We start from the raw sequence: 15,722 nt of genomic DNA, 5'->3' as shown, positions 1-15,722 counted from the left end.
TAATTACCGGATATCATAAGGAGTATCCCAAGCGCATTAGAACTTGCTCAAGGGGGAGGTTGATTTTGTCTAAAGCCTCTTGTACAATAGACCTCTTGCGTAATTCACATTTTTAATTCATAATTATAGATACCAGCTATCAAATTAACTCGCAAGCCAAAGCGTTTTCTTCTATTGCGATAGCGGCTTGATAAAATGCGAAAAATCTTTAAGCTTCTAATAATGTGTTCGACAAGAATTCGCCATCGAAGCATGACGACGGTTTTCTCGTTTTTGCTCGTGACTTAATTGACTTTTTCGGGGCTTTTTATGAGGCAATAAACTATTTTTATGAAGCTTATTTATCCCTTGATAACCTTTGTCAGTCAAAAGCTGTATATCTTCATTGATAAGTATTTTGCTAGTTTTAAATATGTGAAAATCATGTCTTTTTCCTTTCCCATAATCTGTAGCGATAATCTCTCCTGTATTTTTATTAATAATCAATTGCGCTTTTAGGGTATGGCATCGTTGTTTGCCGCTATAAAAGCTTTTTTGTTTTTTTTAGGGCGTTCTATTTCTACTTCGGTTGCATCAATAACAATGACTTCTATAGCCGCTTCTACTTTTTGGAGTTCACGTTGACTAGGCAAACGAAATTTTTCTGATTTTATTAAAATATTTTCTATTTTTTTAACAATGCGTGAAGCAGTAGACTCATGAATCCCCCAGTCTTGAGCTATATGAAAAAATGTTCTGTATTATCTCCAATATTGTAAAGTTAACAAAATTTGGTCAGGAATTAACAGTTTACATAAGCGGCCTCTTTTACCTAAAGAGGCTTTAGCCACTTCTCTTATCATAACTTTAAATGTGTCTTTTGATACCCCATATAATCGTTTAAATTGTGATGAAGGTAGTTCAACAGCTTTTTTATAGCGCATAAATAGTCAATTAAAGTTTTAGTTTTATTCCTATTTATTTAGCTTAAAATCTGTATTTACGCAAGAGGTCTAATTACTTCTATAGCCGCTTGTTTTTTTTGAGTTCACGTTGGCTAGGCAAACGAAATTTTTCTGATTTTATTAATATATTTTCTATTTTTTTAACGATGCGGGAAGCTGTAGAATCATGAATTCCCCAATCTTGAGATATATGAAAAAATGTCCTGTACTCACGCCAGTATTGTAAAGTCAGCAAAATTTGGTGAGGGGCTGTCCCCCGCTCGCAAAGCGGCGCGGAGCGCATCGAATTCGGGAGGGGCTGTGGGGCTAACTCGTTCGCCCCTTCAAACGCCCCGTAGGGCTTGTACGCCCCGTCAGGAATTAACAATTTACATGGACTACCTTTCTTACCTAATCTGGCTTTAGCGACTTCTCTTATCATCACTTGAAAGGTATCTTTTGATACAGCATATAATCGTTTAAATTGTGATTGAGGCAGTTGAATAGCTTTTTTATAGCGCATAGGTGGGTGAATAGAATAAACTTTTAGCTTTATACCTATTTATTTAGCTTAAAATTCAGATTTACGTAAGTAGTATATTAAATATTATCGCTTAAAAGATGTAAAAGCTTTATTCACTGCTCAACATCCATTGACAGGTGTTGTAACTCGTTTATCCTACCGCCGAGTTAAGAGTCTCTGGGGTAAATATATTTGTAAAAGTGTATTATTAAAAGGTACTCGACTTCACGACTTGCGACATACTTTTGCGACTGAGCGAGTCGGATTAATGTCGATAGAAGAATTACGAGCATTAATGGGTCATACGAATATTCAAACCACTTTGAAATATCAAAAAGTCACCTCTAGTAAAGCTGAAGAAGTAGCAAGAATGGCTTTAACTCGATTAATTAGTGCAGAGTAGTTATTCTACTGTGCCGCAGGCTTTTAACTGTTCCCCCGGCGATCCCTTCGTGGCGCGGGAGCGCTCGCACTTGGACTACTGACCCTCTTGTTAATTCATTTGAACTTACAAGAAGCTATGAATAAGATAAGGTAAAGGTTTTAGCCTTAGCGGACGAAATCGTTCCATTGCTACTCAAGGGCGATCAAAGACATAAAAAACTTCCTATTGATCAGGAGAGTGCCAAATATTCCAATCTATTATCCAATGAGTCTGTCCTTTTGTATTATCTTGTTCTATCAAAAGATTGGCTTTATAATAGTCAAGTTGTTCTTGACAAAACAAAATATTATATAAACTTGTTTCTATTAAATATTCAACTGTGAAAGTTAATTTTAATTTATTTTTATAGACAGTTTTAATTTCAATAGTTGGATAATAAATTTTTCCTGCTTGATTTTTAGGATAAGCGTTTTCTCCTTTTTGTCCTTTTGATAAAATCGTATCAACTATACGATTGAATACTATAATAAATCGACCAGGCTTTACTTTTTCTAAATTAGAGTGACCGGACTGAAAATCCATTTGTATTATTCGCTCAAGTTCAACATGATAGTCTTTGAAATATGTGGAATTAAGACATTTTATAGCTAGTTTTAAGGCTTCTTCTATTGTCAAATAGCCCCAGATTTCATCAAATAAATCATAATTAGAAAATAAATTTTCTAACCGAGGAAAATGGTTGATTAATTTCAAACAAAGAGTATCAAAAGACTCAAAAATTTTCTCAGTAGCGATCTCCGTTTCAAGCCAAGTTTGATTAAGCTCTAAAGATATTTTACCATGATTAATACTTTCTTTAAGTTTTTGTTTAAACCAACTCTCTTTCTCTGATAAAACTAATTTTAAATTAAACAAATTTTGTAATTCTTTATTGATTTTGTCACTAAATTGATCGCTTAATACGGCAAATTCTTTGTAAGCTTGCCTTCGCTCCAGCTTGTTCATTAATTGCTGATTAAGTTCCATTAATCTTTGATTAAGTTCTTTAATTGTTCTGTTATCAACTACTCTATAAAATTCATAATCTAATCCGCTTAACACAATCCCCAGGCTCCACAAAATGATTAAAGAGGGAACTAAAGGAAACCACATAGCTTCTAAAAATAAGAAATAGCTAATAACCCCTAAAATGGCAGAACTCCCTAACAAAAAAATGACTATTTGAATCCACTTACGACTCAAAAAAGTAAGAACCACATAAACAATTATTCCACACCCAATTAACCAATGTAAAATTTGACGTGGACTCCAAAAAGCTAAAGAAATAGGGCGGTCATCTAAAACTTGGCCGATCATAGCCGAAGTCAATTGAGCCTGGATCTCCATCCCGAACATTTCGCGCGGACTATCGCCTAAAGTTCTGCTATAAGGAGTAAGAAACTTATCTTTTTTACTTGGGGCATAAGAGCCAATTATTACAATACGATTGTCGAATAAACCCGAAATATTTTTTCGCGCTAAAACATCACCTACTGAAACTACATGAAATTTAATTTTTCGCCAATTAAAAGATATTTGATAACCACCATCATCAGCTTGAGTATAAGGCCCAGAAGGATTAGAAAAAGGAAAAAAGGTAGCTCGACCTAATTTTAAAGCTTTTCTTTCTCCCTCTTCGGGTTTTATTGCTTTTTGCTTTTCGAGGTACATAAAAGCCAACACCAAGCCCAAATTGGGAAGTGCTGGAGGAGTTGTTTTCGGGTACAAAAGTTGCCTTCTTACAACACTATCTCCATCTTCTAGAGCCGACGCTTCCGTTATTTGAGCAAAGTTAATAGGTGGTGGGGCTATTGGCGCAAAATCCGGATCTCCTGGAATACCGGTCTGCTTCCCAACTCCATAAAGATTGGGAGTATTATTGAAAATATTTAGTAGTTCTTGGCGACCTTCTCCTATAGGTTGATCGCGCAAAAAATCAAGCCCAATGGCAACAGGCTTTCCCTCTTTAATGATTTTAATCAATTGAGCAACAGAGCGATCGCTAAGGTAAGCCGACTTCATATTTTTTATATCGTCTTCAGTTTGCCCAACTAAAACAATTCGATCATCTATTGACTCAGAAGGACGCAATTGAAAAAATATATCAAGGTTTACCCACTCAAACCATTGAAGGCTACCCCGATTTCTAATTTCTCCTATTCCCAAAATTAGCAATAGACCTAAAGCGACTTTTATCAAGTTAAAGAGAATATTATCTCGATTTTTATCATTTTTTTGCTTAATATTCCTTAAAAAAACTCGATTAATCATTGTTTTTAGATAAATACTGGTTGACAATTTGATCAAGCTGAGTGATTTGGTTAGTTCGATTTAGTTTAACTTCGAGCGCTTTAGCATTGATTACACTTTCCTGGCATAATAGCCCTGCAACAATTTTATATAAGGTATTTGGAAATAAATCTGCTTGAACTTTAATTAGTAAAGTTCCCTCTCCTTGAATTTCAATTGTTTGAGAATAAACTGGCTTTAGCTCGGCATCTCTAATAACAAATAAGAAAGTCTCTTCCCTGTCCCCTGTGTTATACTCAAACAATAAGTTGGGACGCGGATAATAAGTTTCGATGCTGTTTTCAGAACTTACTAGCAATGATAAATCTCCCTGTGGAACAGGGCAACCTCTCGAACTTGAAGCTTTAGCTTTTTCAGCCTCACCACTCGTTGGTGGAGGACTATAACCCGAACCAGAAATTAAATAAGAAATTAGGAAAAGGATAGTTAAAAGCTGTTGAGAGCGGGACAAAATCATTTTATAAAAACATCTCTTAAGTTGGATTTTTAACAATTTGAAATTCCGGAGAGTCTTGATTAATGCCTCAAAAAATTTTTTTATTTTTTTTCATGGTAACTCTTACCTTAATTGGCTTTTTTTCTCAGAAATCTCTTAGCCAATCTGAAGATTTAAAATCCGAATTAACCCAGGTTCAAAAATTGATTGAACAAGGCAATCTTAATTTGGCCTCTTATCTTTTAGAGAAAGTTTCCCAGTCGGGGGAAAATTCTTACATTCAAGCTATTAAAGCCAACTTAGCTCTAGCTCAGGGAGATTATATTAGATCTATATCTATCTTCGAATCCCTCTATCAGCAGAATTTTGGCTTAACCGAGAGGAACAAAGAAAACCGATTAGCTTTGCTTAATAATTATTCTCAAGCTTTAACAGAACGCTCTCAAATCTACCTAGCTCTAGCCTCTGAGGAGCTATATCGTCGCCAAGAATTTTCAAGAGCGGCTTTGGATGATAAAAACCACGCTTTGGGTTTAGTAAGGGAGGCTGTAGCTCAAAGTGCTTTAAGCAGCCAACAATCCCAAATTCAAGCCCGGCTAAATTTAGGGAAACTAGATCCCGCTAGTTTTAGTTTAGAGGATTTAGAAAAAATTAAGGACGAAATTCGATCCTTACCGGCTTCTAATCAACAAGTTAATTTTTGGCTTTTATTAATCGAAATTCATTCTAGCCTTCCCTTGTTGCAAGAGGCTCTCTCTATTGCTCTGGAATTAAACGATCCCTTAAGTTTAACTAGAGCTTGGGGTGCTTTAGCTCAATACTACGAGCTATCAGGAGATTACAAAGAAGCACTCACAGCCAGTCAGCAAGCCTCACTTGCTGCGTCTTCTATCTCTAATTGGGAACAATTAGCCAAGTGGCAGTGGCTTTCTGCTAGAGTTTACCGTCGTCTTAATCAACCAGAAAACGCTAACGTAGCTTATAGGAACGCTGTCAATGCAGTTAAACAATTGCGGTATTCTTTGACTGGTAATCGAGTCAGCCAGGCACTATATCTTGATACTATAGAGCCTCTGCTCAGAGATTTTTTAGCTTTTTTGCTCAATCAGCCTTCAGCCAGTCAGGAAACCTTAGCTGAGGCTCTAGAAATTTTGCGTCTGGGCCAATTAAGTGAACTAGACAATTATTTTGGGCGTATTTGTGAAGTTATTGTTAGTAACGAGCCATCATTAAAGGCGGATACCGCGATAATTTATACAATTCTCCTACCTCAAAAAAGCTATATTATCTTACGCTTGGGCAACACTTATCACTTATTTGAACTCGAAGCATCCTCAGAAACGATCAAAAAAGAGGCGTTAAATTGGCGGCATCAGATCGCCGATCGTTTCTACGGAGATTATCGACCAGGAAGTTATTACTTTTATGACAAGTTAATTCGTCCTATTAAACCCAAATTGGCCTTAAACAAAATTAGCCATCTTATTTTTGTTCAGGATGGAATTTTACGAAATTTGCCTATGGCCGCCCTTTATGATGACGATAAAAAATTTCTAATAGAGAGCTTTTCAATTAGCTATTCTTTAGGCTTGGGAGGGCGAATTGTGTCTTCTCGCCCCAAATCCCCTCTTGTTGTGGCAGCTTCCCAACCAAGCTCTGCCTTTCCTAATCCCATTCCTGCTGCTATTGACGAAGCCCGAAATATTAATAATCTTTTGGGAGGGACCCAACTGATCAACGAGGCTTTTTCTCCTGCTACTTTATTAAAACAGCTTGAAAAGCCACACCAATTGCTGCATATTGCCAGCCATAGCCGATTTTCAGGTTTAATCGAAGAATCTTTAGTTCAAACCGGCACACAGACTTTAACCTTATTTGAATTTGAAAGGATATTGCAATCTCGGCAATCTCCTATTAAACGCCTGATCCTGAGTGCTTGCCAAACGGCAGAAGGCTCTCGCTATGCCGTTTTGGGATTAGCCGGAATCGGATTGCGATCAGGAATTGACAATGTTATTGGCTCTTTATGGTTTTCTGAGGATAAAAAAACGTCAAGTTTTATTACATCTTTTTATCAGTTTTGGAAATTCAATCTCAGTGAAGAAGAAGCTCTTAGACAAGCACAAATTGAACAAATACGCAAAGGGACAAGCCCTATAGATTGGGCTGCATTTGTTTGTATAACCCCTTGAGCCATTAGGGAAGTTTTCTGTCCTTGTTATGATTAGAAATCATTTCACACCAATTTATTTTAAGAAAAAATATTTCCTCCTTTTTTAATAACCTGCCCGGCCACAGACCACATGGCCTTTGTCTTTTGCGTTCTCCAGTAATCAACAGTTGATTCAACTTTTTCGTTTGATAGGTACTGAGTTAAGAATTCATAACAGTAATTAGCGTTTCGCTTTTTATCTTGAGATATTTCGATTAAGCCTGATTTAATTTCTCGCAAAACAAGATCGTTTTCCGGCAACGCATTAGCCATGTACAGGTATTCTTTGCTAGAATCTAATTCTAAAATATAGGTACTTCCTGCAAAGACAATCCAATCTATATTAGGTGGCGTTAGTGCTTGCCGAGGATACTCTTTAAAGTATTCTATGAATAAAGAACCTACTTGTTCTTCAACGGGAAGACTTTCGCAATCGACTATTTCCTGGTCAAATGATTTAAGAGTACGAGCAAGAATTTCGCCATGTTTGTTTTTATCAGCTATATGGCGTTCTAGCTGCTCACCTAACCATTCCTTTCCTTCGCGCATTGCTCTTTCCTTGAGGTCTTGGAGGTACAAAATAGCATTAGACTCTGAGATGTGAAACCGCTTTAAAACATCCGGACGAGTTGAGGAATCTCGAATAGAGCGGGCTAAAATATAAGCCGACGCTCCAGTTGCCAAAAAATGTAATATGTTTGTTGCCAAGTCCATCGTTTTAATTAATCTCTTCTTTAAACTTCATTTATTCTGATCATTATGACAAAATTATCAAATTTGCCAATTACCAAATGTAGTAATGTTTTGATTGGGCTTTTTAGCTTTTTATTATATCCAGTGCCTATTCACGCTCAAATTACTCCAGACCAAACTCTGCCCAATAACTCAATAATCAAAGTTAACGGCAATGTGATTGAGATTACTGGCGGAACTCAAGCGGGCAATAATTTATTTCACAGCTTTCGGCAATTTAGTTTGCCTAATGGAACTGCCTATTTTAATAATCCTTCAAGCATTCAAATTATTTTGGGACGAGTAACAGGACTAGAAGCTTCTTATATAAACGGCTTGCTAAAAGCTAATGGAAATGCCAACTTGTTTTTGATCAATCCTAATGGTATTGTTTTTGGTCCCGATGCAGCTTTAGAAGTTGGTGGTTCTTTTATTGCCGCTACCGCAAATAGCATTAATTTTGCTGATGGAACTAAATTTGAAGCGGGTTCTTCTACAACAAACCCTATATTAACTGTAAGCATTCCTATAGGGATAGAATTTAAGGATGCTAAACCAATTCAAATTAACAATCAAGGGCAAAATTTAATCATAGGATCTTCCCCGATTTCAGGTTTTCCAACAACTGGATTGCAATCTTACAATGGGCGAACTATAGCGATTGTTGGAGGTGAAGTCACTCTTAATGGAGGAATTATTTCTACAGACGGGCGGATTGAAGTAGGGGCTGTAGATTCGGGGGTGGTCGGTTTAAATCTTTCAGATCAATTAACTTTAGATTATGGAACATTAAATAGTTTTAAGAACATTCAATTAGACAATAAATCTTTACTAAATGTTTACGGTCTTAATCCAGGCAGTATTCAAATCCGAGGACATGATATTAGTTTTAAAAATGGTTCTTTAGCCTCTATTCAAAACTTAGGTTCTACTAACCCTAACAATCAAATTAACGTTCAAGCGACCGGCTCTTTATCTTTGGATGGTGTTAGTAGAGTTGGCAACCGACGAGGATCTTTTAGTGGGTTCAATACAGAAGCGGTAGATACCGGAAATGGTTCAGATATCAACATAATTGCACCATTTTTTACAGTAACTAACGGTGCAGGAGCTTCCACAGCTTCTTTTGGTTTAGGTAAAGGTGGAACAATTAATTTTTCAGGTGGCCGCCTGCTGGTTCGAGATGGCTCTGGGTTAGCTGCCTCGGCTTTTGGCCTTGGTGATAGTGGCGGAGTCAGACTAGAAGCTACTGATAGCATCGAAATTTCGGGTTTTTCTACCGATCCGGCTACGGCCAGCGTTGTGTTTCCGGGTTTTGTCGATTTTCCGGCTACCGTAGGAAGCTTCACTTTTTTGGGAAATGCTGGAAATGTTGAAGTTATTACTCCTCGTTTGCGCGTTGGTGATGGTGCGGCACTAGGGACAGTCGCTTTTGGAGGTAATGGAGGTGACGTTAATATTAACAGTAATTCTGTAGAGATTGTCCGAACAACTCCTTCATTGACCCGAAGTGCTATAAACAGTTCCACTTATGGTAGGGGAAATGCCGGCAATATTACTATTAACGCTTCACAAATCAGCTTACTTGAGGGAGGAAGCATTAACTCTTCAACTTTTGAGGGTGGCAATGCTGGAAGAATTACTCTTAATGCTAATTCAATTGATGTCAGGGGCTTTTCTTCTTCGGCTAATAGAAGTGTTAGCAGCAGTATCGATTCGGCTACTTTAATTCCTTCTCCTGAGACACGCGAGGCTTTCTTTTTACCCGACGTACTCCCTACCGGACCATCAGGAGATATTTTAATTAATACTGAAAAGCTAACAATCGCGGATCAGGGAAGCATTAATGTCAACAACGAAGGGATTTTAAATAATGCTGGAAATATACAAATTAATGCGCCGGCAATTATTTTAGATAGAGGCAAAATCACGGCGACTAACCGCACTGGAAACGGCGGTAACATAAATATTATCTCCCAAGATACAAGGCTTTTTAACGGCGAGATTTCGGCTTCTGCACAGGGAGAGGGCAATGGAGGTAACATCAACATCAACACAGATTTTTTAACCTTAGCTAATAGTAGCCAAATCAGTGCCAACGCTATTGAAGGTTCTGGCGGAAATATTAACATTACAGCCCAAGGCTTGCTACAATCTCCAGATAGCTCGATTACAGCCAGTTCTGAGTTTGGCGCATCCGGCGTGGTTCAATTAAACATCAACCCTTTCCAAATCCTTGCCGCCGAAGGGCTTCCGACGAACGCTCCAAATCTAAAAGAATTACTGGCGCAGACTTGCTCAGTTTTGGCAAAGCGACAAGAGCGCTTTACTTCTGTTGGCCAGGGGGGAATTCCCAATACATCGATCCAGCCTTATACTTTAGAGGATCTCGTCCCATCAGGACAGGTTTTTGGCATCCTTAAGAAACCGGACGGGAAAGTTAAGTTATTAAGCTGCGATCGCCTAGATGTTCTTGATTCAGAATCGGCGAATCCACAATAAATTTGCATTCCACTGTTGTTCCTCAAACGATTGTGGAAGCCGATTAAGCGGGTTTCCATAATCCAAGCGAAAATATACGGATTCAGCTATTTGCCAGCGTAGCCCCAACCCAATACTAATTAAAGTATCATCGTTGTTCGATCTGCCTTCATTATTATTTCCAATTGTCCCAAAATCAACAAAAGGAACAAGGCTAATAGTTCCGAAATTCCGACTTTTAACTACATCAAACCAAAGTTCGGTTGAAGCAGCCAAACAATTATCGCCAAAACGAACGTTAGTCGCATAACCTCTGACAGGATTTCCATTGATATTTTGATTCCCATTTATTCCGCCAATGGCGCACTGTTCTAATGTGGGCAATTTATCTCCTGTTAATTGTGCAGAAGCCCGCGATAGTAATCGGATGCGATCGTTAAAAACATGAATATGTTGGATTTGCAGTAACCAACTAAAAAAGTTTGACTGCTCGATCAAATTCGTCCAGCCGTAGTTAAATTGAGAACTCAACCAAACAACATCATCATTATCTCGAATTCGTATATTTTGAAAAAATCGTGTCACCTCTAACTCAGTAAACCCATTTCTTACATTTTGCTGGAATGAAAAAGGAATATCGTTGAAGATTTTCGTTTGCAGTTGTTCATAATTCAAGTCAAAGCCGATCAAGAAACTCGTCTTTGGGGTACGAATTATAAATTGTTGATAGTTGGCAGCAACCGTGAAAGAATTATTAACAATCCCTAAATCTTTAAAAGGTTCAGCTACCACTTCGCTATCGACAAATTGATAATTTAACCCCAAAAAACTATCTTGAGAATTGACAGGCAGATTCACCGAAAATACACCCCTTGTCAAGCCCTCTGTCCCGTTTATCTCGGCTTGAGCCGCTTCGCCACCACCAAATAGATTACGGTTTTCAAGCCCAATTTGCCATCCCAAATCTCCTACAAGAGGGCTTTCTTCATTATTGGTTCCTACGCCTACTTCCCAAGCAGGGGCTTCATCAATCTGTACTACCCAAATACTCTGCATTTTATTGTCACCAGGAATTATTTGAGAATTTATTCCTTTTATAAGGGAATTTTCTCGTAGTATTAATAATCCTTCTTCCAGTTTGTTAATATTTAAAGGAGTCGAAGCGTAAGGTAACAAGCGATCGCGGATGTAACTTTCTTTCATTTTAGATAATCCTTGAATCTGTAAAGTTTGTAAACTTCCTTCTTCGGCTCGAAAAACTAAAATTCCTTTTCCCGCTTCAAGGTCTTCATTGTCTTCGGGGAAGAAGTTAACTCTTGAGTTGATATATCCTTTATTTTTATACAGGTTATTGAGCTTCTCTTGTATTTGTAAAGCGTCTTCAAACGTTATATTTTTGCCTTGATAAGATTGAGCAATTCTCTTAATTTCATCAATAGATATTACAGTAGAATTCTTTAAAAAAACTGTTTGTAAAGTTACACCTGGGGGGAACAAAGTCGAATCGGCGGGGAGACGAGCCGTTTCTAAATTAGAATCTGAAAGCCAAGGAACTATTTCTATAATCGAATCTTTGGGGAATAAAGGAACTGTTTCTAATTTAAGATCTAAGGGCGAAGGTACTATTTCTGCTTTTAGCGGCAGTAGCAAGTGAGCTTGAGCCATTTGCCGCTCTACTTGTTGAGCTAAAGAGCAATTCGCGGATAGCAGACAGAAGCATAAACCTTCGCCGATTATCAACCATCGATATTTAGGGGAGATCATAATAATCTTCGTAAATTTTTAATATTTATGAGTTAAAAAAGCTGTCAATGCAAAAAATCGAGCTTTTGTCCCAAAAGTTTTTTATGGGAGTAAAAAGACTAAAAAGATTAGGAGAACAAATTTATTATGAGTTAAGCCTATCGTGCAGATATTTAGGCTCAAAATTAAGAATCAAAAGAATTATAGATTATTTTATCATTACAAATTTTTTTTAGTCAATTTTTTTTGAAAATATAAAAATTTACGAAAATTTGTTTTGCTCGTCCCCGTGTAAGGGCTATTTTTGTAAACTATTCAGTCTTCAGGATTCTCAAGACTGGGGACAATCTTGTTGATCGTCAGAGAAATTCGCCATAAAGCATCAACTGCACCTAAATATTTTTTAATGTCTTCAGGAACTCTCTGAGACGAATAAAACCAATTTTTGGCAGTCTTTTCACTTTTTAAGGTTATTTTAGCAATTAAGCGGATACTAAGAATGGCATACTTAGGATTTCCGGGGTTCACATTATAAATTAAAGGAGTCCATCGCCGACAGAATTGATCGAGTTCTATGGGAGATAAAGGCGCAAGCCATTGCTCAATATCGTCGGGTTCTTTATGTGATCGAGCCATCCTGTTTTAAAATAGTCCTTGATCAAGGACTACACTCCTCTTTCGCAATTTTTCTTATTCATTCACTTTAAAACAAGTGTTACAAATGCTAAACTTTTAAGGAAGTTGACTTTTCAATCTATGCAAGATTTCCCCTCAAGGGCTAAAAACTCCTACAGGATTCTTTACATTGACGACGATACAGAAAGAGCTTCGCAGGTACAGATGTTCTTCAATCAACTCTCAAAAAGCGAACCTCGATTTCAATTTATTCCTGTATCGAGTTATAAATTTGCTCTACAAGTTCTTGCGGTTTGTCATTTGGATGAATTAGCTCAAAATGAGGGTTTTAAGCCTTTTGATTTTATTGTTTTCAATATTCATCTAAAAAATCCCAAGGATAAATATGATTTATCAACTTTCTTAGAACATATTTTTGCTTTAGGAATTTTCCGCTTAAATCTTCCTTTTGGTATTAGCTCTCTAATTGCTTTAGGAAATCCTGATTGCCAGGATAAAGATTTTCTTTTATATTCTCAAGTCGGAGTTATTCAAAGTCACGGAATTAAGCAATTACAAAAAACTTTAATTAAACAGGTTCAAACCTATTCTCCACAGCAAGAAAAACCTTTAGAGCTTGAAAGGCAAACAAACTATTATAGAGTTTTATATATTGATGCTGATCCTTTAAGAGCCTCAAAAATGCAGATCTTTTTTAATGATGTAACTGCCCAAGCTTCGGCTCGATTTGTTCTTATTCAGGTTTCTAACTATGATGCAGCAATTGAGCTTTTATCTTACTCTAATTTAAAGGAACCCTCTTCACAACGAGATTGGAAACCCTTTGATTTTGTTGTCTTTAATTTAATAACAGATCCCGAAAATCCTGCTAAATGGCAGGATTTCATCAAATCACTTTTTGAGCTAGGGATACCAGGCTTAAATTTTCGTTTTGGAATAGGATCTTTAATAGCTTTAGGAAAAAAGGATCATTCTGAAGCTACCAAAGATTTTCTCTTAGCTTTTCAGATATCTCTTTTATCAGAAGACCCTCTTACAGAGCAAATTTTAAGGGAAAAGCTAATCAGTCAAATCAGTAAATTTCAAGGTTCTTCAGTTTTTTATACTGAAAAACATACGGTGGAGGAATCTAACGAAGCTAGAACCATCAAGCGGGTATTGCGCCTTTACAAATCTTTACCTGGGATTCTTCTATCCTACGAGCAAGGAATATTTGATCAAAAAAACGAAGTTAAGCAAATAAAACCGATATTTAAACGAAATGCTGATTTTTTTTCTCTTCTCCTTGAATCAGGGCTTGAAACTTCCTTGCTCGTCCAACAACACCCTAATGTCTGAGTTTACAAGTTCATAGACTTTCATTAATTTAGACAGATTTTAATAAAGCCATATTCCGTCTAGCCGATTTTTGTTGTACACTTTCCATTAATGAAAATTGAAAGCCAACGCGATCTGATTTAGATCTTTACCGTTGGCGTACTTCATATACATTTATTTTATGGAAGACACAATTATAACATCCATCTCTTCTCAAGATTATCCGATTACGGTCAATACTCTTGGAACTCTTGTTCCTCCTCATCTTACCATCTCTGATAGCGACGATCGCCCCTCGGCACAATTAAATGATTTAATCGCTGAAGCTGAGAATATTCCCGATTTAGAAAAGATCTGCGGCGGTGATCGCGCCTTAAAAAACTTTGTGGTCAGGGGGGTCAAGCGAATCAATAGAAGTCGTTACCTCCTGTTTAAAGAGTTTTACAGGCTAGGGCGTTTCATCGATGGCCTTAAGAATAAGAAGAAAATTTCTGATGAACACTTCAACAAAATCAGCCTCATCCTCCGTGAAGATGCCGGCATATCTAAAGGAGAGCAAAAAGCCGCACTGAAACTTTATGAAAAGCTCGAAGCCCTTTCCGAAGCCAAGCGCAGACAGTTAACCGGAATCGATAAACCCATCTGGAACCTGACTCTGTTCAATAAGCTGTGCCAACTGTCTGAGCCTAAATGGGCGCAGTTTAGCGAGTCTCTGACAAAATTAAAAAGACGGGCAAACTTCGGCCACAGCGCCCTTAAAGATTTAATAGAGTCCCTCATCCCCCCGAAATATCTCAAACTCGGTCAACCTTTCAAAGATATCGATCGAGAGTTGATTGCCACTAAACTAAAACGAACCCCAGAAGTCGTTGCCACTATCGTTGAAGCGGCTGGTGCGCTCGCGGCCAATAGAGAAGACCCAACTTTGCAAACCGACGATGTGATCGCCGCGTTAAGCGAGGCGGGATACGACACTTCTGGAATCCTTGCGCCGCCACCCAAGCCGACGAAACGCGAAGCTGAGGTTTTAGCCACATTAGAGAAAGCCGAGCTTGAAAGAGCGGATGCTCTGGCTCTGGTTGAAAGACTGCAACAAAAGATAAAAGAGCTTCAAAAGCAAATCGATTCATCAACAATGAATGTTGAGACTTCACTTATTCAACCAACAGGCGAAGAAGCTACTACAAAATCAACTTCAATTGAAGCGGGTTCGAGTAGCAACTTGAATAAGGCTATCATCAAAGATGAAGAATTTGCGTCTTTGTTAGTTCCCCAGGCCACGGGCGAAAGCGAGGTCATCTGTGCATTCCGAGCGGCTGATCAAATACAAGCCCAACAAATGCCCGACTTGGTGGACACTTTAGCCCTTCATGATCCCGTTGCCTTATTAGTTGTGCCAACAGACGCTCAACAGTTGAAAGAGCAGACGAGCGACTTAGAGAGCGCTGGCACTTTACTTCCTACTGCCATTACTGCTGTAGCCAACAAGGAGCCGGAAGCGCTTGACTCAAGTTCTCCCTCATCGGAAAAAGCCGAAGCCTTGGTGGAAGAAAACCTACAGTTGAGTGATGCTGATGGCGAACGGCTAACAAATTCTCAACCAATACAGCAACAAGAAACGAACTTCCTTCAAGTAGTGAGTGTTGTTGAAACTGCCAACAAGCAGCAGCAGTTGTTAAACGTCAGACCGGTTCAGCGTTTTGCTAAAGATGCTAAAATTCTCATCTTTGATGAAGATAAGGGGCAAATTGTCAATCGGGGGAAGATGGTAAAACAAGTCGACAAACAGATTTTAGTGCGGCATAACGACGGGACTTCCCATTTATACGAAAAGAGCTTACTGCGTATTCAAGTCCCCGAAAAATTATCTTCTTCTAATAAACCGAAAAAAGGATTTGCGGATTGATAGCACCGCGCCGTTTTCCCTAAAAAAATGGGTGCGCTCGCGCCCGGCTCGGTAAAGAAGCAATCTTATATTCTCTTTA

The 15,722-nt window shown here is 38.0% G+C and carries 11 protein-coding genes and 1 pseudogene; 5 read left to right on the top strand and 7 right to left on the bottom strand.

Features of this window, described 5'->3' with window-relative positions; all coding sequences use genetic code 11:
* Positions 1-104: 104 nt before the first annotated feature.
* Both CYAN7822_RS36460 and CYAN7822_RS39925 read right to left on the bottom strand, forming a co-directional pair.
* Positions 105-923: pseudogene (locus CYAN7822_RS36460) on the bottom strand (IS5 family transposase).
* A gap of 79 nt (positions 924-1,002) precedes the next feature.
* Complete coding sequence (locus CYAN7822_RS39925) at positions 1,003-1,446, bottom strand: helix-turn-helix domain-containing protein (protein WP_049802837.1); 444 nt, start codon at positions 1,444-1,446, stop codon at positions 1,003-1,005.
* Between the two features lie 76 nt (positions 1,447-1,522).
* Between CYAN7822_RS39925 and CYAN7822_RS36455 the strand changes: the two genes are divergently transcribed.
* Positions 1,523-1,849, top strand: a complete 327-nt coding sequence (locus CYAN7822_RS36455; protein ID WP_083786960.1) for a tyrosine-type recombinase/integrase — start codon at positions 1,523-1,525, stop codon at positions 1,847-1,849.
* A 204-nt stretch (positions 1,850-2,053) separates the two neighbouring features.
* Here CYAN7822_RS36455 and CYAN7822_RS32525 read toward each other — a convergent pair whose 3' ends face one another.
* Both CYAN7822_RS32525 and CYAN7822_RS32520 read right to left on the bottom strand, forming a co-directional pair.
* On the bottom strand, positions 2,054-4,141 hold the full coding sequence (locus CYAN7822_RS32525) for a CHASE2 domain-containing protein (RefSeq protein ID WP_013325522.1): 2,088 nt from the start codon (positions 4,139-4,141) through the stop codon (positions 2,054-2,056).
* Complete coding sequence (locus CYAN7822_RS32520; RefSeq protein WP_245602861.1) at positions 4,134-4,673, bottom strand: hypothetical protein; 540 nt, start codon at positions 4,671-4,673, stop codon at positions 4,134-4,136. Before CYAN7822_RS32520 ends, CYAN7822_RS32525 begins: the two co-directional genes overlap by 8 nt.
* Positions 4,674-4,729: 56 nt before the next feature.
* Between CYAN7822_RS32520 and CYAN7822_RS32515 the strand changes: the two genes are divergently transcribed.
* Positions 4,730-6,808 carry a CHAT domain-containing protein gene (locus tag CYAN7822_RS32515; RefSeq protein WP_245602860.1) on the top strand — a complete coding sequence of 693 codons (2,079 nt, stop codon included), beginning with the start codon at positions 4,730-4,732 and terminating at the stop codon, positions 6,806-6,808.
* A gap of 59 nt (positions 6,809-6,867) precedes the next feature.
* On the opposite strand, the gene CYAN7822_RS32510 is transcribed toward CYAN7822_RS32515, so the two are convergent.
* A complete protein-coding gene (locus tag CYAN7822_RS32510) occupies positions 6,868-7,542 on the bottom strand; it encodes a hypothetical protein (protein ID WP_013325519.1) in 675 nt (224 codons plus the stop codon).
* A 45-nt stretch (positions 7,543-7,587) separates the two neighbouring features.
* On the opposite strand from CYAN7822_RS32510, the gene CYAN7822_RS32505 reads away from it, so the two are divergent.
* Entirely contained in the window at positions 7,588-10,062 is a 2,475-nt protein-coding gene (locus tag CYAN7822_RS32505; RefSeq protein ID WP_013325518.1) for a two-partner secretion domain-containing protein, read from the top strand.
* Here the strand turns inward: CYAN7822_RS32505 and CYAN7822_RS32500 are convergent.
* Together CYAN7822_RS32500 and CYAN7822_RS32495 are read right to left on the bottom strand one after the other, a co-directional pair.
* Entirely contained in the window at positions 10,039-11,805 is a 1,767-nt protein-coding gene (locus tag CYAN7822_RS32500; RefSeq protein ID WP_013325517.1) for a ShlB/FhaC/HecB family hemolysin secretion/activation protein, read from the bottom strand. The genes CYAN7822_RS32505 and CYAN7822_RS32500 overlap by 24 nt on opposite strands.
* A 294-nt stretch (positions 11,806-12,099) precedes the next feature.
* Positions 12,100-12,420: a hypothetical protein gene (locus CYAN7822_RS32495; protein ID WP_013325516.1), complete on the bottom strand. Its 321-nt coding sequence runs from the start codon at positions 12,418-12,420 to the stop codon at positions 12,100-12,102.
* 105 nt (positions 12,421-12,525) lie between these two features.
* Between CYAN7822_RS32495 and CYAN7822_RS32490 the strand changes: the two genes are divergently transcribed.
* Positions 12,526-13,758, top strand: a complete 1,233-nt coding sequence (locus tag CYAN7822_RS32490) for a hypothetical protein (RefSeq protein ID WP_245602859.1) — start codon at positions 12,526-12,528, stop codon at positions 13,756-13,758.
* A 160-nt stretch (positions 13,759-13,918) separates the two neighbouring features.
* A complete protein-coding gene (locus CYAN7822_RS32485; RefSeq protein ID WP_013325514.1) occupies positions 13,919-15,643 on the top strand; it encodes a hypothetical protein in 1,725 nt (574 codons plus the stop codon).
* Positions 15,644-15,722 lie beyond the last annotated feature (79 nt).

It is taken from the genome of Gloeothece verrucosa PCC 7822, from assembly GCF_000147335.1.
GTDB lineage: Bacteria > Cyanobacteriota > Cyanobacteriia > Cyanobacteriales > Microcystaceae > Gloeothece > Gloeothece verrucosa.
The sequence above is the reverse complement of the archived record's forward strand: the minus strand, read 5'-3'. Positions and strand labels throughout refer to the sequence as shown.